The following is a 19159-nucleotide window of genomic DNA, read 5'->3' as shown; positions in this document are numbered from 1 at the left end:
ATAGCACGACCGCAGGCGCTACAATCAGTAGGCGTGCCTGATTGGTGGACGACAGGCTCAGATTGAGCAATCGTCTCCAATCGGGTCGGGGGACGTCGACGTGGATATCCGGGAGTTTCTCAGGGAAGGACTGGTGGGTGTGCTCGAGAAGCTGGGGCACGCCTTTGCTGGCGCGAACTGGATCGCGTTGGTTGTTGCGTTTCTCGTGCCAATTCTCATCATCTCCGCACGCAACGAAATCAGAAACCGCCGGCTGCGCGACATACAGGATTTCATCACGGCCTATCCGGCAACAGACCAGCCGCAAAAGGGTGACGCTGCGGACAGGAACCCATCGCTGGAGTTCGTGGTGTCGAAATACACCTCCAGCGTACGCCTCTCAGCCAAAGACTATCTGAGATTGAGCAACGCCAGCGCCAGCAAACGTATCGAGGAATTCATCCGATCCGCGTACCGATTTGGAAGTCATGGTGACGGCCAGATATTCATAGCCTCTATCGGTTTGATAATCCTGACCTATTACGGATTCTCCAATCTTATGGCTGTTCTGGCGGCAGGCTTCGAAACGCCGAAGGTGGCTTGCCCATCAGGCACCAGCGCGAATGCCTGCTGTGCAGCCAACGTCTTCTACAGCAAAATCCTGATCGTCGGATCGCTCGCCTTCGCAGGCGCGTTCCTGGCAGCGCTTGGAATCTTTGTCCGCAGCCTCGCAGTGTTTGACGTCTCGGCTTACACCGTGCTGCGGCAGAGCTTCGAAATGCTCGCGTCGATCCTGATCGTCATCTTCCTCTTCAGCGCATTTGCGGACCCAACCAAACCATTCGAGACCCTGATCGTTGGGGGCCCCGCCGCGCGCGATCCTTGTGCCGAAATATCCTGGGTGTGGTTGGCGCTGGCGCCGGTGCTGGGGCTCCTGCCACAAAGCTCCACGCGCTTTCTCCTGGTGCGAATGCGGTCGATCGTGAGCTGGATCAAGCTTGACGACGACCGTTTCAATGGCGTCACCCGCATCGTGCCGCTCGATGTGATAGACGGGATCGACTACTGGACGCGTTTCCGTCTGGAGGAATGCGGCATCGCTGATGTCCAGAACCTTGCGACCTACAACCCCATTCTGCTGCACATCGAGACGCCATATACCATCTACCGATCGATAGATTGGGTGGCACAGGCGCAGCTCTGCCATATCGTTGGCCTTGATCGTTTCCTTCTGCTGCGGGAGCTGAATATCAAGTCGATCTTCGATCTGGAGCGCGCGATCGACTACCAGACAGGCAAGACCTCGACAAATATCGGCTTTTCCAGTCCGGACGAATTCGATGCGATATTGGCCGGCATTCTCTTTGCGCCGACGAGGACGATGCGGGATGTCGGCACCATAAGTGGGGTGAGACCGCTAATCATGAAGAAGGACCCTGCGACCGGCGCTACAAGCTGGCAGCCGGTGGACGTCGATACCTACTGCGTATGGGCCCGCGAGCTCATAAGCAGCGACGACAAAAGGACCAAGATCTGTGTCGAGCACATCATGTCCTGGATCTCGGACGACCTGCATGTCCGCCGGCTGAGACGCATCTGGCAGGAGATGTCCGATAGCCTCGGTGAGCGATCCGCCCGGCTCGACAATCCCGCGACCAAAACAACGGTCGGTGACGCCGCGGCCTCGACCGACAGTCAGGGCTCCGGCACACGCACGCCAGCCAAAGAAAGCTCCGCGAAAACTTCGGAAGAACCGGTGCTGTAGGTGGCTAGGCCACCACCTAGCTCTTCCCCAGGATCGCGCCGAGCAGGCGTCCTTCCAGCTCGGCAAGCGCCGGATTGCCATGCCTGCGCGGGTGCGGATAGGGGATGGGAAGGTCGAGCGCGATGCGGCCTTCGTCAAGCACGATGACACGGTCGGCGAGATGCACCGCCTCGCTGACGTCATGGGTGACGAGGACGGTGGTAAAGCCGAGTTCGCGCCATACGCGGTTCAAGAGCTCCTGCATGCTGATTCGGGTCAGGGCATCGAGAGCGCCGAGCGGCTCGTCGAGGGCAAGCACGCCGGGCGTGCTGACAAGGGCGCGCGCCAGCGCGACGCGCTGCCTCTGCCCGCCGGAGAGCCGGGCCGGCCATTCCCTCGCCTTTTCGGAAAGCTGCACCTCCGAGAGCGCGTCGAGTGCCTGCGCGTGGGCCTCAGCCTTTGGGACACCCTCGCCGAGGCCGACCACGACATTTTCCGCGACGCTCAGCCACGGCAGCAACCTCGGCTCCTGAAAGACGATGCGCGCATTCGGCGCCACCGCCTCGCCCTCCGCATCCTCGAAGCCCAGACTGCCGCCCGTCGGCTGGTCGAGACCCATGAGAATGCGCAACAGCGTGCTCTTGCCGCAGCCGCTCTTGCCGATCACCGCAACGAATTGTCCGGCCGGTACGAAGAGGTCGATGCCGCGCAGCACGCGGTTGCCACCGAAGCTCTTCTCAAGCCCCTTGAGGCGAATGGATGCTGCTCCCGGCGCGGGGCGCGAGGCATTGTCCTCGTGCTCCTGTTCGAAACCGGCGGAATGGAAGCGTTCGTCGGTAATGACGGTCATGGCTTTCCTCCTCACCGCTGGTAGACCGGGTTCCAGGCGAGCGCCTTGCGCTCCAGCGCCCTTGCGGTGACGTCGGCGAGCTTGCCGAGCAGCGCGTAAATCAGGAGCGCCAGCACGACCACGTCGGTCATCATGAACTCGCGTGCGTTGTTGGCCATGTGGCCGATCCCCGACGAGGCGGCGATGGATTCCGAGACGATCAGCGTCAGCCACATGATGCCGAGCGCATAGCGCAGGCCGACGAAGATGGAGGGCAAGGCGCCTGGAAGGATCACCTTGCGAAAGAGCGTCCAGCTTCCCATGCCGTAGACCCTGCCCATCTCGATCAGGTCGCGATCGACACTGCGCACGCCATGATAGGTATTCAGATAGACCGGAAACAGCACGCCGAGCGATGTGAGGAACAGCTTGGATTCCTCACCGATGCCGAACCAGAGGATCACCAGCGGGATCATGGCGAGATGCGGAATGGTGCGAAGCATCTGCAGCGTCGTATCCGTCAGCTGCTCGGAAAGCTTCGATACGCCATTCGCTATGCCGAGCAGAAAGCCGATCGAGCCGCCGACAAGGAGGCCACCGAGGGCGCGGCCGGCGCTGACGAGAATGTCGTGCGGCAGCTGTCCGGACGCAGTCGTCGACCAGAAGGCCCGCGCCACATCGACAGGCGAAGGCATAATGCGAGAGGATATCCAGCCAGCGGATGAGCCGAGCTGCCAAAGCGCGATGATTGCAACCGGCACGAGATAGGGCAGCAGCGCCTCGCGGCTCGGCAGGGAAAGGCGAGCGCCCGCCTCTCCTGTCGTTCTTCCGGCGGCCGCGGTCCGCGCAAGCGGGGTATCGAATGCAGACATCAATAAATCCTCTTCTCTCCCTGCCGGATCAGGAGCCGGAAACCACCTTCAGGTTTCCGCCATGGCTGCCACCGCCGAAAACCTGACGCTTGCCGAAATCGCTCCGGAAGCCGTGGCGCTGTTCTTCGCGCGTGATGCCGAGTTCGGGGAAAAGCAGTTCTGCAACGCGATAGGCCTCCTCGAGATGCGGATAGCCGGAACCGATCACCGTATCGATGCCGATTTCCTGGTACTCGCGCAGCCTTGCGGCGACCGTCTTCGGCGAGCCGACAAGCGCGGTGCCCGCACCGGCGCGCACAAGACCAACGCCCGCCCAGAGATTGGGCGAGACTTCGAGCTTGTCGCGGCGCCCTCCGTGAAGCGCTGCCATGCGCTTCTGGCCGACGGAATCGGACTCCTTCACGAAGCGCTCCTGCGCCTCGCGGATCGTCTCGTCGTCGAGCTGGGAGATCAGCCGATCGGCCGCCGCCCAGGCCTCGTCGTCCGTTTCGCGAACAATGAAGTGGAGGCGAATGCCGAAGCTGACCTCGCGGCCCCGCTGTGCGGCGGCGGCCCGCACCTTCTCGACCTTTTCGGCGACCTGTGCGGGCGGTTCGCCCCAGGTCAGGTACTTGTCGACGCGGCCGACGGAGAAATCGATGCCGGCATCCGACGAGCCGCCGAAATAGAGCGGCGGACGCGGGTTCTGTACCGAGGGGAAGCCAAGCCGTGCGCCTGTCGCCTTGATGTACTTGCCGTCAAAGGTCGCCGTCCCCTTCTCCAGCAGCTCTTCGAAGACCGTGAAGAACTCCTCCGCATGGGCGTAGCGCTCGTCATGCTCGAGGTGGATGCCGTCGCCTGCAAGTTCCGCAGGGCTGCCGCCCACCACGATGTTGAGCAACAGGCGGCCGTTCGAGATGCGGTCGAGCGTCGTCGTCAGTCGGGCATAGTAGGCGGGAGAGGCCGTGCCGGGACGGATGGCGACAAGAAACTGCAGCTTCTCGGTCTTGGCCGCAAGAGCGGCTGCCGTGACGAAGGATTCCTCACAGGCCACGCCCGTCGGCAGCAGCACGCCGGAATAGCCGAGCCGATCGACGGCCTGGGCGATCTGCGTCAGATAGCCGATCTCCGGAGCGCGGTTGAGCTCCGCGGAGCCGAGATAGGTTCCATCGCCCGATGTCGGAATGAACCACAGGAAGTTGATGGGTTGGGTGTCGGCGGTCATGGGAGATATCCTGTTCTGTGGTCGATCGAAGTGGATCAGCTGGCCTTCGGGCGCCAGACGATATCGTTGATGGTGAGCTGCTTGGGCACGATGCCGAGCTTGTAGAAATCGTCGGCGAGCGCCTGCTGGTAGGTGAGCGCGGCGTCGGGGAAGAGCGAGACCTTGCCGAGGTCGGCCTGGCTGCGCGTCAGGGTGACGCGAGTGATAGCAGGCGGCACACCGGTGATCTCGGATAGTGCGGTTACCGTGCCATCGAGATCGGCCTGCGCCGCAGCCCCCACCTTTGCGAGCTCGTCGATGACGTCTGCGATCACCTCGGGATTGGCGGCCGTGAAGGTGCCGTTGCCGAGGAAGTAGCCCCAGTTGTCGACGATCCCGTCGGAGGTCGTCAGCACACGGGTCTGCGGATCAGCCTCGGCCACCGCGAAGAAGGGATCCCATATCGCCCAGGCATCGATGCTGCCGTTCTTGAAGGCTGCGGCGGCATCCGGCGGCGCGAGATCGACCTCGGTGATGTCACCGAGACCAAGACCGGCCTTCGCGAGAGCCTTGATCGCAAAGTTATGGGCGCTGGAACCGCGCTTGTAGGCAAGCTTCTTGCCCTTCAGCTCTTCCAGCGAATTGATCGGTGCGTCCTTGTTGACCAGAAGCCCGTGGAAGGCAGCCGGACCCTTGTAGGCACCGACATAGAGAAGATTGCCGCCCGCGGCCTGGGCGAAGAGTGGAGGCACGTCGCCGGTCACCCCGAAATCCAGCGCGTCGGCACCGACGGCCTCCAGGAGCGGCGGGCCGGACGTGAATTCGTTCCACTCGACTGTCACGCCCTTGCCTGCCAGCCTCTCTTCCAGCACGCCCTTGCGCTTGGCAAGCGCCAGGACACCGAATTTCTGCCAGCCGATCCGCAACGTCGTCGCGCCCTGGGCTCTCGCACCGCGGACCTGCGGCAGCATTGCTGCCGAAGCGGCTGCTCCGATCAACCCAAGTGTCTGTCTGCGCGTAAACATGGAATGCCCTCTCCTGCGTCAGCTGTGGCGGCGCCGAGTGGTCTCTGTCGAAACCAGTGCCCGCGCCGGCGAAATCATCCGCATAGTGGCATAGACTACTCATTATATCGACAATACCAATTTTCTATTCTATTCCGGCAGGAGGAATATTTTTCTCGCCACGACGCTCCGCGCAGGCAGAGACGACGGCACGAGCCGGCGATCACCGTATGTCGATGATGCGCCGGACCCGCGCCATCTGCTCCCGCGTCAGCTCGCCTTGGGTCTCCAGACGATGTCGCTGATCGTTAGCTGCTTCGGCAGAATTCCAAGCCCGAGGAATTCGTCGGCGAGCGCCTGCTGGTAGGCGACTGCGGCGTCGGAGATCGTGGCAACGCTGCCGAGATTTGCGCCGGGTCGCGTGAGCGTGACCCGCGTCACCTCGGCGGGAACCCCGGTAATCTCCGAAAGGGCAGCGACTGTGTCGTCGAGATTGGTCTGGGCGACTGTCCCGACATTGTGAAGCTCATAGATGACGTCCTGGACGACAGCCGGATTGCCAGTGGTGAAGTCGGCGTTTGCCAGGAAGAAGCTCCAGGAATCGACGATCCCCTCAGCGGTGGAGAGTATCCGTGTTTCCGGATCGGCCTCGGCAATTGCGAGATAGGGATCCCAGATCGACCATGCGTCGATGCTGCCGTTCTTGAAGGCAGCCGCAGCATCCGGCGGCGCAAGGTCGATGGCCTCGACATCCGCAGGCGTAAGCCCTGCGGAACGCAGTGCCTTTACCGTGACGTTATGCGCGCTAGACCCGCGCTTGAATGCCACCTTCTTGCCCTTCAGGTCCGCAAGCGACTGTATCGCCGAATCCTTGCGCACCAGGATTGCCGAGCCTGCCGCGCTGCCCCTGTAAGTCCCCACATAGTAGAGGTTTCCGCCTGCGGCCTGCGCAAAGAGCGGCGGAACGTCGCCGGTCGCGCCGAAATCGAGAGCCCCTGCCCCAAGCGCCTCGAGCAGCGGCGGCCCGGAGGTGAACTCCGACCAGGTGACGGTGATGCCGCGGTCGGCCAGCCGTTGCTCGATTGCGCCGCGCCGCTTGGCGAGCGCAAGCACGCCGTTCTTCTGCCAGCCGATCCGGAATTCCGTCGATGCGGCCGCACGGCGTGTTGCAGGCAGGAACGCTGCCGCTGCGGCGGCGCCGATCAGGCCGAGTGTCTGTCTGCGCGAAATCATGAGAATTTCCCCTCCTTGAGATGATGTCCCGCCTTGGAAGGCGTCGCCGCCGATGATCGACAACAGGGAAATCATCAGTAATCCAGTATTTTTATCGACAATATAAGTTGCAAATTGACGGGCCTTTTCTGAATTTCCATTCCGCGAATCCCGGCGGCATCGGGATTTTCTTCCATCACTAGCAAAGTGGTGATCGTTCCGGCCGGACTCCGACCTTTCCCCGCCCTTGGCTTTCCGTTAATTCTCGAAGCTCGGTCTCAAGAAGGAAATTCGGAAATGGCGAAAGTCGCGTTTATCGGTCTCGGCGTAATGGGATACCCGATGGCGGGTCATCTGAAGGTCAAGGGCGGCCATGATGTTACCGTCTACAATCGGACGTCAGCGAAGGCTGAGGATTGGGTTTCCCGCTTTGGCGGAAAGAGCGCGGCCACGCCGGCCGCGGCTGCCGAGGGGGCGGATTTCGTTTTCACCTGCGTCGGCAATGACGACGACCTTCGTTCGGTCACGACCGGAAAGGATGGCGTCTTCCAGGGCATGAAGGCTGGGGCGGTTCTCATCGACAACACGACCGCGAGCGCCGAGGTAGCGCGCGAACTCGATGAAGCGGCCACGGCGAAGCGCTGCCACTTCATCGATGCCCCCGTTTCCGGGGGCCAGGCTGGCGCCGAGAATGGCGTGCTGACGGTCATGTGCGGTGGCGACGAAGCCGTTTTCGAAAAAGCGCGGCCGGTCATCGATGCCTATGCGCGCATGGTCGGCCTCATGGGGCCGGCGGGCGCGGGCCAGCTGACGAAGATGATGAACCAGATCTGCATCGCGGGCCTCGTGCAGGGGTTGGCGGAAGCCGTTCATTTCGGCAAGAAAGCCGGTCTCGACATCGAGAAGGTCGTCGAGGTGATCTCGAAGGGCGCTGCCGGATCCTGGCAGATGGAGAACCGCCACAAGACTATGAACCAGGGCAAATACGACTTCGGTTTTGCGGTCGACTGGATGCGCAAGGATCTTGACATCGTGCTCACCGAAGCCCGCCGCAACGGCGCCAAGCTGCCTGTCACCGCGCTCGTGGATCAATTCTACGCCGAGGTACAGGCCATGGGCGGCAAGCGTTGGGATACATCCTCGCTTCTGGCTCGCCTCGAACGCTGATGATCGGCCCCTCCTCTGACGCAGCCGAGCTTGTCGCTCATCTGCGCACGTTGCGCTCGGAGGAGAACGTCGCCGGCATGGCGCGTTTCGGCATCGTCACGGAGACGGCGCTCGGCATATCCAACCCCGACATTCAGAAGATCGCCCGCCTTGTGAAACGCAAACACGAGCGGGCGAAGGAACTCTGGGAGAGCGGCATCCGCGAGGCGCGCGTGCTGGCGCTCTACACCGCCGAACCGAAGAAGCTTACTCCCGACGAAGCGCGCCGCCTGGCCGACGACTTCGCTTCCTGGGAGATTGTCGATACGGCCGCCGACCTCTTTGTCGAGGCGCGGCTCGAGCAGACCCTCGTCCCGGAATTTGCTGCCGACGAGCGCGAATTCGTTCGCCGCACGGCATTTGCGATGATCGCCGGAGCCGCCGTCCATCTGAAGAAGGAACCGGATGAAACCCTCCTGGGGTGGCTGCCTCTGATCGCGGCCCACGCCATGGACTCGCGTAATTTCGTGAAGAAGGCGGTGAACTGGGCGCTTCGCAATATCGGCAAGCGCAATTTGGCCTGCCATGGGCCCGCCCTCCGACTGGCGGAGCGTCTTGCCGCAAGCGAGGACAGAACCGCGCGCTGGATCGGCAAGGATGCCGTTCGCGAACTCGCCGACGAGAAGGTGCTCGCTCGACTTAACAAAAAGAGCCCGGCCACGCCTTGAGCGTAACCGGGCCGATTGCATGCCCGACGGAAACCGGGCTGGAAATCACTCAGGCATGATCCCGGGATCGTTGGTCGGCCACTTGGCGATCTCGTTCACCGGAATGTTGAAGTGCTGGGAAACCAACGCCGGCGGCGTATGCGTCAGCCAGTCCGAGAGGCCGATCTCCTGGTATTCGTCCGCCCGGAAGACTGCCACGAAGACCAGATCCTCATCGCCGGTATTCTGGATGATATGCCCCTGCTGCTTCTTCACATAGCCGATGTCGCCGGCATGGAAGTCGGCCGTCTGCGCCCGCGGACCGGCGTCGAACACCGTCATGCGGCCCTGGCCCTTGATCCAGTATTGCCATTCATCGGCATTGGGATGCCAGTGCATCTCGCGCACTGCGCCAGGTTTGATCGTCTCGATTGCCGAGGCGACGTTCTTTGCGACGTTGAAGGTCGTGCTATCGGCGAGCTTGATATTGCCCGACTTGGTTTCCTTGAACGGCTTGGCCGCGCCGAGCCGGAAGGTGAAGGGGAAAGGCGGAAGGCCGCCGGAGGCTACGGCCTCCTGGTCGGCCGACAGCGGCCCAGGCTCCTCGCCCTGGAAAATCCAGAGATCATGAAGCGGAATGTTCTTGAATACATCCTTCGAGACGCCGAAGTTCGCTGCGAGCAGGTCGGGCTCCGTATGCGCGAGCCAGTCGCTCACCAGCAGCGTGCCGTATTCGGACTGGTTTCCGTCATCGAATGCGAGAACGAATTCGGCGCCATCAGGCCCGAGGCCCTGCAGCGAGTGAGGATAGCCCGCCGGGAAATACCAGAGATCGCCTTCGCCGACGTCCTGCACGTAGGCACGACCCTTGGGGTCGAGCACCGTGATGCGGCAACGGCCGTTCGTCATGATCGCCCATTCGGCCGCCCGGTGCCAGTGCAGCTCGCGGATACCGCCGGGGCCGAGGCGCATGTTGACGCCGGCAATGGTATTGGAGATCGGGAAACTCTCCTGGGTGACCTGCCGCGCCCAGCCACCGTTCTGGATGCGCTTCGGCGCATTGTTGAACGAGGCCCAGAAAAGCTGCATGTTGCCGACGTCGGTCGCCGGCGGGCTTTCGAAGGACGGGAACTGGCTGTCAAGGGTCGGGTCCTGCGGTCCCGGATCCGAGAGACCGCCGGGGTTGGCATTGATTGCGCCTTCCGCCGGCTCGTCGGGATTTCCGAAAGTCGCGGCCTGAACCGCACCGGTTGCAATCGCGGTGCCGCCGAGGGCCCCCAGCGCGAGCATTGTACGACGTGAAATAGGATCCATGGCGAGCTTCCTCAAAGCGGTCTGTTCAAGAGGTCGACCCGACCGAAGCGGCAGCTTGATGTGCTGTACGCGGCGATCGGTTGTCCCAGCGGGACAGTCGCCGAAACCATCGACCAATGGCATTGCCCGGGAACATCTCGGTCCGGCAGGCAGGCCAGTTACGATTGGGCGCCGTCTAGTTCGGCGTCTGTTCGGGATAGGCGATCGGTTTGGCGACTTCGACATATGTAATATGACGCGCTTCGGCCAAACTCTTGGATATTCCAGCGCTTCGCGCGCAGAAATCAGCTGTGAAATTACAACTAAAACGCCTGCTCGCGCAAAAAATGCGCAAACGGGCCAACGACAATGACAGCGGTAAAGTGTGAGGTCAGTCCTCGTTCGACTTCGCGTTTTCCAGCAGCATGTAGTCGAGCGGCAGCTGCGTCGAATACTTGATCTGCTCCATGGCGAAGACTGAGGAAACGTCGCGGATCTCGATTTTCGAGATCAGTCGCTTGTAGAATGCGTCGTAAGCCCCGATGTCCGGCACGACGACTCTCAGGAGATAGTCGACGTTACCGCTCATGCGGTAAAATTCCACGACCTCCGGAAACTCCGTCACGACCTCCGAAAAACGCTTCAGCCATTCGATCGAGTGGCTGCTGGTGCGAATGGAAACGAACACGGTGACTTTCGTGTTCACCTTCTCCGGATCGAGGATCGCGACGCGGCGCTTGATGACACCATCTTCCTCCATTTTCTGGATACGGCGCCAGCAGGGCGTTGTCGAAAGCCCGACCTTTTTCGCGAGATCGGCGACGGCAAGCGTGGAATCCTCCTGCAGAAGGCGCAGTATCTTTCGGTCGAGGCGATCCATTCCAGAGTCCTTTCGAATTATTTTCCATGTATACCCCGATTCCGCCGAACGAAAAGAAACTTATTTCACATTTTGAGTAGTTTCACTCGTTCACGCAGTACCGGCAGCAGTTCCGCCTCGAACCACGGATTCTTCTTCAACCACCCGCTGTTGCGCCAGCTCGGATGCGGCAGCGGCAATACGGCCGGAAAGCGCTCGACCGAGAGATAGCTTCGCCAGTTGCGAACCGTTTCCGTCATCGAGGGCGCGCGCGCTCTGCCCAGATGCCACGTCTGGGCGTATTGTCCGATCGCCAGCACGAGCTCGATCTGCGGCATGGCCGCGATCACCCTTGCCCGCCAGAGCGGCGCGCATTCGCGTCTCGGCGGCAGGTCGCCGCCATGCCCGTCATATCCCGGAAAACAGAAGCCCATCGGCACGATGGCAAAGCGATCGGGATCGTAGAATTCGTCGCGATCGACAGCCAGCCATTGCCGCAGCCGATCACCCGACGCGTCGTTGAAGGGGATCCCGGTTTCATGAACCCTTAGGCCCGGGGCTTGGCCGGCGATAAGGATGCGCGCGCTCGAGGAGAGCACCGGAACCGGCCGGGGCTCGTGCGGCAGCCGGTCCCGCGGCCCGCGCGCCGGGGCATCGCGGCAGACGCGACAAGCGGTGATCGTGTCGCGCAACGCCTGCAGCGCCTCTTCCCGATCCCTCTGAATCTCACTCATTTCAATGTCGTCCGCAATTCGAGCGTCATCCTCGGCTCAGTGCCATCCTGCGATTTGCCTGACGAAATCCACTGCATCCGAAAGCCGACTGCTGTACATCCCTTCAGGATGATGCCGAACGTCCTGCGGCATTTCGAAGGCGCCCGCCCAGAGCCCTGCCCGCTCGCTTCGGGCCATTTCCTCTTCCGCCCGGTAGCCACCATAGGAGACGGCAAGGCCCTCACGCACCATGTCCGCGTTGATGTCTTCTCCACCCGCCATGCAGACCACCAGCAACCGATCATAGCGGTCGCGTCTGTCGCCGCGGCACTGCGCATTCTGTTGCAGGATCAGTTGCTCGAGCAGCAGCCTCGCCTCAAGGCCGCAGGCCCATGTCCGACCTTCCCGTTCGCAGGACTGGCTGTATTCAGGTGCGTCGATACCCTTCAGTCGCAGGCGCTCGCCATTCCGGGAGAGCGTATCGCCGTCGACTGCGACGAAGCCGCCGGCATGGACCATCTGCGGCGTGTCCTGCAGCTTCTGCGCAATCAGCCAGATGAAGGCAAGCAGCGCAAATGCAGTCACTCCATCGCGGAAGAGCCGCCCGAAACGCGTCACCCTTTCGCCTCCTTCAAGAACAATTCCTTGGCAAAGATGGCAAACAAATCATTTCTCCAGCAGCATCTTCTTAAGAATTGCCCGCTAGGCTGTAACCTATCCGCGGAACAAGTTTCAACCTGCTCATGAGTACCGGCGTCAGCACATCGACAGATAAGATCATCGTCGACAGATCGCGCAGTCACCGCAACAAGGCCGTCTCCAAGGCCGTGCGGAAGACGCGCGAGCGACTGCAATCGGGCCATTCTCCGACGCACGCCTTCGACCGCGACATGCTGATGATGCATGTGAACGCAATTCTGCAGAGCGCATCCGTCACGCCGATCTTCGTGATCACCATTGCTGCGATCGGCGGCTATTTCACGCGCGATGCGCAGTTCTTCCTCTGGGCGCTGCTGACGCTTTCGGCGCACGCCGTGAACATGCTTCTCGGGCGCCGGGCCCGAAAGCACGAGATCACGGTCGAGAGCACTCGCAAGTGGCGCGGCATCCTCGTTCTCGGGCAGGTCATGATCGGCTGCTGCTGGGCAGTCTTTGCGCTCCAGGAATGTGCGAACTGCAGTCCGGAGAGTTTCATTCTTTATAAGGGAGCGACGCTCCTGATCGCGCTCTCCTTGACCGCGATGTCGAACTTCATGCTGCCGCGGGCCGTTCTCATGGCCTTCGCGCCGGCAATCGTCGCGCTTGCGATCAAGGCCACGGTCTCGCGCGACCTCCTGGAACTCAGCTTCACGGCCGTCTTTGCGGTGACGGTCGTTTTCTTCTCCTATGTCGCCGACCGCTTGTTTCAATCGAACCTCAAGATACTCTTCTTCCAGTCGGAGAAGGACGACCTCATCGCCGAGCTGGAAGTCGCCAAGTCGATGTCGGACGAGGCCCGCCGCCGCGCCGAGGAGGCCAATCTCGCCAAGTCGCGCTTCCTTGCCTCCATGTCGCACGAGCTGCGCACGCCGCTTAACGCCATTCTTGGCTTTTCCGAGGTCATGTCGGCGGAGGTCATGGGTCCGCTCAACAACCCGACATACAAGGAATATACGGGCGACATCCACCGCTCCGGCCAGCACCTCTTGAACCTCATCAACGAGATTCTCGACCTCTCGAGGATCGAGGCTGGCAAATATGAACTCAGCGAAGAATCCGTATCTGTCCTGGACATCGCCGAGGATTGCATCGGCATGGTGCAGTTGCGCGCCCGCGACAAGAACATCTCGATCTCGGAGCAGTTCGAACCCGAATTGCCGGCGGTCTGGGTGGACGAGAAATCCATGCGCCAGGTCGTCCTGAACCTCCTGTCAAACGCCGTGAAATTCACGCCCAAGGGCGGCGAAATCCGCGTCAAGGTCGGCTGGACCGCCGGCGGCGGCCAGTACATATCGATCAAGGACAACGGGCCGGGTATTCCCGAGGAAGAGATCCCGGTCGTGCTCTCGGCCTTCGGTCAGGGTTCGATCGCCATCAAGAGCGCCGAACAGGGTACCGGCCTCGGCCTGCCGATCGTCCAGGCCATCCTTGCCAAGCACGACGGCCAGTTCGTCTTGAAATCCAAGCTTCGCGAAGGCACCGAGGCAATCGCGATCCTGCCGGCAAAGCGGGTTCTCCAGAGCCTTCCCGCCGTCGAGGATGCCCATGCGGTCGAGCGACGCCGCAGAAGCTTCGCCTAAATCGCCCGAAGAACCCAAGTCACACGAAGAAAAGGTGGCGGCAGGCCGTGAAGAGGAAATGCAGGCCACAGGCAGCGATCATGCAGGCGACTGCGAAGGAGCCAAGGTCCTTGGCATGCTTGCCGACCATCGAGATCTCCGGGGAGATGCGGTCGATTACTTCCTCGACTGCCGTATTCATCGCCTCTATGGCGAAGAGACCGAGGAAAAGCAGCACGGAGATACCGATCTCCGCGGCAGACGCGCCAACGAGGAAGAGCAGGACGAGCGCGATCACGCAGAATGTGAGTTCCTGACGAAAGGCGGCCTCTTTCAGCAGGCGGAGAAATCCGCCCCAGGAATAACCAGCTGCTGCGATGAGATGTCTTATCCCCCGTTCCTTGGTCACGACCGGCTTCGTCAATTCGTCCTTAATCCCCTGTCAGCGCTCGATGCAATTCGTGCGGATGCCTAAAATTAGCGACTATGCGCATACAGGCTGACGCCATGTCGCGCAAGACGGGCACGAAACCTCTTGCGTGGCTCCGGCCGCTCTCAATGCTGGTTGCTAACGCCGGCGCTCGCAAATGTCGCCATGCCGGAGTGACACGCCGCCGCGGCCTTGACGATACCGGCCGCCAACGCAGCACCTGTGCCCTCGCCGAGCCGCATGCCGAGTGCGAGGAGCGGCGTCTTGCCGAGCTTCTCGATGGCATTGAGATGCCCGGGCTCTGCCGAGACGTGCCCGATCAGGCAATGGTCAAGCGCGGAGGGGTTTGCAGCCTTCAGGATCGAAGCCGCTGCCGTTGCCACATAGCCGTCGATGATAACAGGAATTCTCTCGACGCGTGCGGCAAGGATCGCACCCGCCATCGCGGCGACTTCACGTCCGCCGAGGCGGCGCAGGATTTCCAGCGGATCGCTGAGATGCTCGCTGTGAAGGGCGACCGCCTTTTCCACGGCCGCGATCTTCCTCTCCAGCATCTCCCCGTGAGCGCCCGTGCCCGGTCCGACCCATTCGCGTGCCGTTCCGCCGTAAAGTGCGTAGTTGATCGCGGCGGCAATCGTGGTGTTGCCGATGCCCATTTCGCCGATGCAGAGGAGGTCTGTGCCGCCCGCGATCGCTTCCATGCCAAAGGCCATCGTGGCGGCGCAATCGCGCTCCGAAAGGGCGGCCTCTTCGGTGATGTCGCCCGTCGGATAATCGAGAGCAAGGTCGAAAACCTTGAGGCCGAGATCATAGGCGACACAGATCTGGTTGATCGCCGCACCGCCGGCCGCGAAATTCTCGACCATCTGCTGCGTCACCGTCGGCGGAAAGGGCGTGATCCCCTGTCGTGTGACACCATGATTGCCGGCGAAGATCGCCACGAGCGGACGATTTACCGCCGGCGATCGTCCAGTCCAGGCCGCGAGCCAGAAAGCGATCTCCTCGAGCCGGCCGAGGGCGCCGGGTGGCTTCGTCAGCTGCGCATCACGTTCGCGTGCAGCCGCCAGGGCACGGGAGTCCGGTCCCGGCAGTTCGCGCAGCAGCGCGCGGAAATCGTCGAACGGCAGGCCTGAAACGCTCATGGAGGCGGCTTCCTTGTAATTTCGGTCCAAATCAGCTTCTTTGCGTGGCGACTCTATTAGAGCGCCGAGGACGCCCGAACAACTCCAAAAGCGTCCGATGCTGTCGCGGACCACGGGGGATCTCATGAACGTCAGGGACTATGCGGGCGATGTCGCTCGCGCCGTTGGCTTCCTCAGCCGCATTCCCGTGCCGCAGCGTTTCTTCGCAGACCATGACGGCAGGATGACGCGTGTTGCTGGCGCCTTCCCCCTCGCGGGCGTCGTCATCGCCATTCCTCCTGCCCTCGCCTTCTGGATGCTGCTTGCACTCCATGCCGACCCGATGCTTGCCGCGCTCATTGCTCTCGCCATCCAGGCCGTGGTCACCGGCCTCCTGCATGAGGATGGTCTGTGCGACACCGCCGACGGCCTCGGCGGTGGGCGCGACCGGGAGCACGCGCTCTCCATCATGCGCGATAGCCGGATCGGCACCTATGGCGCTGCAGCGCTCATATTTTCCTTTGGTCTGAGGGCCGCCGCGCTTGCCGCCATTGCGCGCGGCCTGCCGCCGGCCGCGGCCGCCCTTTGTATACCGGCCGCAGGCGCACTCAGCCGCGGCGGCCTCGTCTGGCACTGGTTCGCGCTGCCGTCTGCCCGTTCGGATGGCGTCGCCGCCGCCGCCGGCAAGCCGGATGAAGCCGCAGTACAGGTCGCAATCGTCAGCGCCGGCCTGCTTTCCGCCTTCCTGCTCTGGCCAGCCTTCCCTCTTCCACCGGTCGTTGCCGGGCTTCTCGTCACCGCCGTTTGCTCGCAGTTGGCGACCATACAGGTGCGACGGCGGCTTTCCGGTCACACTGGCGATACTTTGGGAGCGACCCAGCAGATTTGCGAGATCGCGGCCCTCTGCACCCTTGCCATGGCTGTTTGAAACACCGATATATTTGCCATGCAAACACCCTGCATTCTTGTCTGCTCGATCGATATCGCGACCGCTTATTGCTTCGGCTGTGGCCGCACGCGGGAGGAGATCGGGGCATGGATGGGGTATTCCGACGAGGAGCGGCATCGCATCATGGCAGTCTTGCCCGACAGGCTGGCAACCGTGGAGCGTCGGCCAAGGCGCGAAACGCGGCGCCAGCGTCTCGCTCGAGAGCGTGGGATGGCATGAATCGCCTTACCATCTTTCTTGCCGTCATCGGCATTGGCCTCGGCCTGCTTCTCTTCAATCACGATACCGGCCGCACCTTCGGCATGGACAACGACGATTTCGGGCGTTTCATCTATCTGCTGCCGATAGCGCTCATGCTGAGCGCCGCCGTCTGGGCGCGGCGCACGTCCCTGAGCGAGATGGTTCGGAATCTGATGGCCTGGCTGGTCATCATACTGGCGCTCGCCACCGCCTATCTTTATCGCCACGACCTCGAAGGCGTCGGACAGCGCCTCGTCTCCGGGCTGATGCCTGGCCACGCCGTCGTGGTCACCACCAGCGAGGGCGGCCAGGAGATCATCCTTCACAAGCTGCTGAACGGCCATTTCGAGGCCGACGTCTCGGTGAACGGCCAGATGATCGAAATGCTCGTGGATACAGGAGCGAGCCTCGTGACGCTTTCCCACGAGGATGCTGAGCGCGCCGGCATCATTCCCGAAAACCTCACCTATTCGATGACCGTCATGACGGCCAACGGCCGCGCCCGCGCCGCGCCGGTGCGGCTTGCCGATGTCTCCATCGGCCCGATTGCCCGCACCAATGTCGCCGCAAGCGTCGCCGAGAAAGGCAGGCTCGACCAGAGCCTCCTCGGCATGAGTTTTCTCGAGACGCTCGGCTCCATGCAGATGCAGACCGACGAGCTGAGGCTGCGCGACTAGGGAAAATCCAGCAAAAGTGCGAAGCGATCTTGCGTCTAGAATGGTGCAAAAACAAAGCGATAGAGCATTTCCGTGACTCGAACGTGCGAAAATGCTCCAAGCAGCCGGGGCGAGGTCAGCCGCCGCCGATCTCGTGGAGCCGCTCATGCAGCGCAAGCTTGTCCAGTGACGTCATCGGCAGGCTCGTGAAGATCAAAATCCTGTTGTGGAGCATGCGATAGGTTTCGGCGAAGGCGAAATGCCTTTCCGCTTCGGCCCCCTCCGCCGCCGCAGGATCCGGCACGCCCCAATGGGCGATCATCGGCTCGCCCGGCAGCGACGGATAGCTCTGCACCTCATCGCAGACCGTGAACACGAAATCCATGTGGGGAGCGCCGGCCGCAGTAAATTCCTCGAGCCCCTTGGGCCGTGCCCACGACGTTTCGTAATTCAGCCCCTTGAGCAGTTGCAGCGCATAGGGATGCACCTCCCCCTTGGGGTGCAATCCGGCCGAGAAAGACCTGAATTTTCCGATCCCCTCGCGGCGCAGGATGGCCTCGGCAATGATCGAGCGGGCTGTGTTGCCCGAGCCGAGGAAGAGGACATCGAATGGCTTGTGCTCCATGGCTGTCCCTCCCAGTCAATGACGGGCGGCCTGGCCGCCTGTTCGTGGCTGCAGTCCGTCAGAAAAGCAACACCTGCGCCACCTGCGAAACGAAACGCCCCTCTCGGACCCGTTCTGCACGGGGACGCGGGCTCGGTAATATTTCAGTATTTACTCATGATGACAGATGGATGACGACCAAGCCAGCCCATCCCGGCGTCATACCGCGACATCGGCCTTGATCGCGGGATAAGGATCGTAGCCTTCAACCTCGAAATCGTCGATGTGATAGTCGTCGATCGATGTCGCCCGGCGCTTCAGCCGCAGCTTCGGCATCGGCCGCGGGGTTCTGGAAAGCTGTTCGCGCGCCGGATCTAGGTGGTTGAGATAGAGGTGGACGTCGCCGCCCATCCACACCAGGTCGCCAACTTCCATGCCGACCTGCTGCGCGACCATCGCCTGCAAGGCCGCACCGCCGACGAGATTGAATGGCAACCCCAGCATGACGTCGCAGCTTCTCTGGTAGATCGCCATGCTGAGATGCTGCTTCCGGTCGTCGGCGGATTGAGCGGCTCCATCATGTCTCCGGCTGGAGACATGGAACTGGTAAACCATGTGACAGGGATGGAGAGCCATCTGCGGCAGTTCCGGCACGTTCCAGGCGTGGAACAGCATTCTCCGGCTCGTCGGATTGCTCTTGAGCGTGGCGATCACCTCCGCCACCTGGTCATATTCACGCCCGTCGGCGCCGGCCCATCGCCGCCACTGCTTGCCATAGACAGGGCCCAACTCGCCCCATTCGGCGGCGAACGCCTCGTCCTCGAGGATCCGTGCCTCGAAACTCTCCTGCGAAATGTCGCTTCCCGCGGCCTTGCGGTATTTCGCGAGCGGCCAGTCCGTCCAGATCCTGACGTTTTCCTGGAGCAGGTCGCGAATATTGGTGCCGCCGGTCAGGAACCAGAGCATCTCCTTGACCGCGGCCTTCCAGAAGACCTTCTTCGTGGTGATGACGGGGAACGAGCCGTCCGAGAGATCAAAGCGCATCATCGCGCCCAGGGTGGAGCGCGTGCCGACGCCGGTTCTGTCGATGCGCTCGTCGCCGTTGCGCAGCAGCTGGTCCATGAGGTCGAGATATTGCTGTTCAGGCTGGGTCTTCATGATGCCGTTGCTCTCGGTGATTCGGCGGTACCCTAGAACATAGCGCTTCGCGAATGAATGGCCGAGGGACGCGGCCCGAAATTGATCCACAGCGACGCGCCGACCGGAGCGGCAAATTGGCGTCCTCGCACGGTCCAGAGGTGGTGCCACCCGCCCGACCGCGCGGACCGGCCAATTTGCCTGCTCGCCAGGGCAGGTATTT

20 protein-coding genes are annotated in these 19159 nt (G+C 62.1%); 7 read left to right on the top strand and 13 right to left on the bottom strand.

Annotated elements, in window-relative coordinates; all coding sequences use genetic code 11:
- The first annotated feature begins 100 nt into the window (after window positions 1-100).
- Window positions 101-1744 carry a hypothetical protein gene (locus EV286_RS07000; protein WP_132956284.1) on the top strand — a complete coding sequence of 548 codons (1644 nt, stop codon included), beginning with the start codon at window positions 101-103 and terminating at the stop codon, window positions 1742-1744.
- A 16-nt stretch (window positions 1745-1760) separates the two neighbouring features.
- Here the strand turns inward: EV286_RS07000 and EV286_RS06995 are convergent, their stop codons facing one another.
- From EV286_RS06995 to EV286_RS06975, 5 genes are all read right to left on the bottom strand, one after another.
- Window positions 1761-2573 (bottom strand): ATP-binding cassette domain-containing protein, encoded by an 813-nt coding sequence (locus EV286_RS06995; protein WP_132956283.1) that lies wholly within the window; start codon window positions 2571-2573, stop codon window positions 1761-1763.
- 11 nt (window positions 2574-2584) lie between these two features.
- Window positions 2585-3424 carry an ABC transporter permease subunit gene (locus tag EV286_RS06990; protein ID WP_132956282.1) on the bottom strand — a complete coding sequence of 280 codons (840 nt, stop codon included), beginning with the start codon at window positions 3422-3424 and terminating at the stop codon, window positions 2585-2587.
- Between the two features lie 28 nt (window positions 3425-3452).
- A complete protein-coding gene (gene ssuD / locus EV286_RS06985) occupies window positions 3453-4628 on the bottom strand; it encodes an FMNH2-dependent alkanesulfonate monooxygenase (RefSeq protein WP_132956281.1) in 1176 nt (391 codons plus the stop codon).
- Between the two features lie 35 nt (window positions 4629-4663).
- Window positions 4664-5632 carry an aliphatic sulfonate ABC transporter substrate-binding protein gene (locus EV286_RS06980; RefSeq protein ID WP_132956280.1) on the bottom strand — a complete coding sequence of 323 codons (969 nt, stop codon included), beginning with the start codon at window positions 5630-5632 and terminating at the stop codon, window positions 4664-4666.
- Window positions 5633-5881: 249 nt separating this feature from the next.
- On the bottom strand, window positions 5882-6844 hold the full coding sequence (locus EV286_RS06975) for an aliphatic sulfonate ABC transporter substrate-binding protein (RefSeq protein ID WP_132956279.1): 963 nt from the start codon (window positions 6842-6844) through the stop codon (window positions 5882-5884).
- 240 nt (window positions 6845-7084) lie between these two features.
- Between EV286_RS06975 and EV286_RS06970 the strand changes: the two genes are divergently transcribed.
- Window positions 7085-7990, top strand: a complete 906-nt coding sequence (locus tag EV286_RS06970) for an NAD(P)-dependent oxidoreductase (protein WP_281041079.1) — start codon at window positions 7085-7087, stop codon at window positions 7988-7990.
- The gene (locus tag EV286_RS06965; RefSeq protein WP_132956277.1) at window positions 7990-8697 is read left to right on the top strand and encodes a DNA alkylation repair protein; all 708 of its coding nucleotides are present in this window, start codon (window positions 7990-7992) and stop codon (window positions 8695-8697) included. Before EV286_RS06970 ends, EV286_RS06965 begins: the two co-directional genes overlap by 1 nt.
- 45 nt (window positions 8698-8742) lie before the next feature.
- Here the strand turns inward: EV286_RS06965 and EV286_RS06960 are convergent, their stop codons facing one another.
- The 4 genes from EV286_RS06960 to EV286_RS06945 form a co-directional block, all read right to left on the bottom strand.
- Entirely contained in the window at window positions 8743-9990 is a 1248-nt protein-coding gene (locus tag EV286_RS06960) for a cupin domain-containing protein (protein WP_132956276.1), read from the bottom strand.
- 370 nt (window positions 9991-10360) lie between these two features.
- Complete coding sequence (locus EV286_RS06955; protein WP_132956275.1) at window positions 10361-10849, bottom strand: Lrp/AsnC family transcriptional regulator; 489 nt, start codon at window positions 10847-10849, stop codon at window positions 10361-10363.
- A 65-nt stretch (window positions 10850-10914) separates the two neighbouring features.
- Window positions 10915-11562 (bottom strand): uracil-DNA glycosylase family protein, encoded by a 648-nt coding sequence (locus tag EV286_RS06950; RefSeq protein ID WP_132956274.1) that lies wholly within the window; start codon window positions 11560-11562, stop codon window positions 10915-10917.
- Window positions 11563-11598: 36 nt separating this feature from the next.
- Window positions 11599-12159 (bottom strand): thermonuclease family protein, encoded by a 561-nt coding sequence (locus tag EV286_RS06945; RefSeq protein ID WP_132956273.1) that lies wholly within the window; start codon window positions 12157-12159, stop codon window positions 11599-11601.
- 125 nt (window positions 12160-12284) lie between these two features.
- Between EV286_RS06945 and EV286_RS06940 the strand changes: the two genes are divergently transcribed.
- Window positions 12285-13820: a HAMP domain-containing sensor histidine kinase gene (locus EV286_RS06940; protein ID WP_132956272.1), complete on the top strand. Its 1536-nt coding sequence runs from the start codon at window positions 12285-12287 to the stop codon at window positions 13818-13820.
- A 19-nt stretch (window positions 13821-13839) separates the two neighbouring features.
- On the opposite strand, the gene EV286_RS06935 is transcribed toward EV286_RS06940, so the two are convergent.
- Together EV286_RS06935 and cobT are read right to left on the bottom strand one after the other, a co-directional pair.
- On the bottom strand, window positions 13840-14223 hold the full coding sequence (locus tag EV286_RS06935; protein ID WP_132956271.1) for a diacylglycerol kinase: 384 nt from the start codon (window positions 14221-14223) through the stop codon (window positions 13840-13842).
- Window positions 14224-14354: 131 nt separating this feature from the next.
- Complete coding sequence (gene cobT / locus EV286_RS06930; RefSeq protein ID WP_132956270.1) at window positions 14355-15371, bottom strand: nicotinate-nucleotide--dimethylbenzimidazole phosphoribosyltransferase; 1017 nt, start codon at window positions 15369-15371, stop codon at window positions 14355-14357.
- A gap of 124 nt (window positions 15372-15495) precedes the next feature.
- On the opposite strand from cobT, the gene EV286_RS06925 reads away from it, so the two are divergent.
- From EV286_RS06925 to EV286_RS06915, 3 genes are read left to right on the top strand one after another with little or no spacing between them, the layout of a single operon-like run.
- On the top strand, window positions 15496-16278 hold the full coding sequence (locus EV286_RS06925; RefSeq protein ID WP_132956269.1) for an adenosylcobinamide-GDP ribazoletransferase: 783 nt from the start codon (window positions 15496-15498) through the stop codon (window positions 16276-16278).
- Between the two features lie 18 nt (window positions 16279-16296).
- Window positions 16297-16518: a DUF1289 domain-containing protein gene (locus EV286_RS06920; protein ID WP_132956268.1), complete on the top strand. Its 222-nt coding sequence runs from the start codon at window positions 16297-16299 to the stop codon at window positions 16516-16518.
- Window positions 16515-17216 (top strand): TIGR02281 family clan AA aspartic protease, encoded by a 702-nt coding sequence (locus EV286_RS06915; RefSeq protein ID WP_132956267.1) that lies wholly within the window; start codon window positions 16515-16517, stop codon window positions 17214-17216. The genes EV286_RS06920 and EV286_RS06915 overlap by 4 nt, the downstream gene beginning before the upstream one ends.
- A gap of 115 nt (window positions 17217-17331) precedes the next feature.
- On the opposite strand, the gene EV286_RS06910 is transcribed toward EV286_RS06915, so the two are convergent.
- Both EV286_RS06910 and EV286_RS06905 read right to left on the bottom strand, forming a co-directional pair.
- Window positions 17332-17820, bottom strand: coding sequence for an arsenate reductase ArsC (locus EV286_RS06910; protein WP_132956266.1), 489 nt, complete (start codon window positions 17818-17820; stop codon window positions 17332-17334).
- A gap of 198 nt (window positions 17821-18018) precedes the next feature.
- Complete coding sequence (locus EV286_RS06905; RefSeq protein ID WP_132956265.1) at window positions 18019-18957, bottom strand: thymidylate synthase; 939 nt, start codon at window positions 18955-18957, stop codon at window positions 18019-18021.
- Window positions 18958-19159 lie beyond the last annotated feature (202 nt).

The organism is Rhizobium sp. BK251, from assembly GCF_004345245.1.
Classification (GTDB): Bacteria; Pseudomonadota; Alphaproteobacteria; order Rhizobiales; family Rhizobiaceae; genus Rhizobium.
Note: the sequence above shows the minus strand (reverse complement) of the source record. Positions and strands in the feature narration are given on the sequence as shown.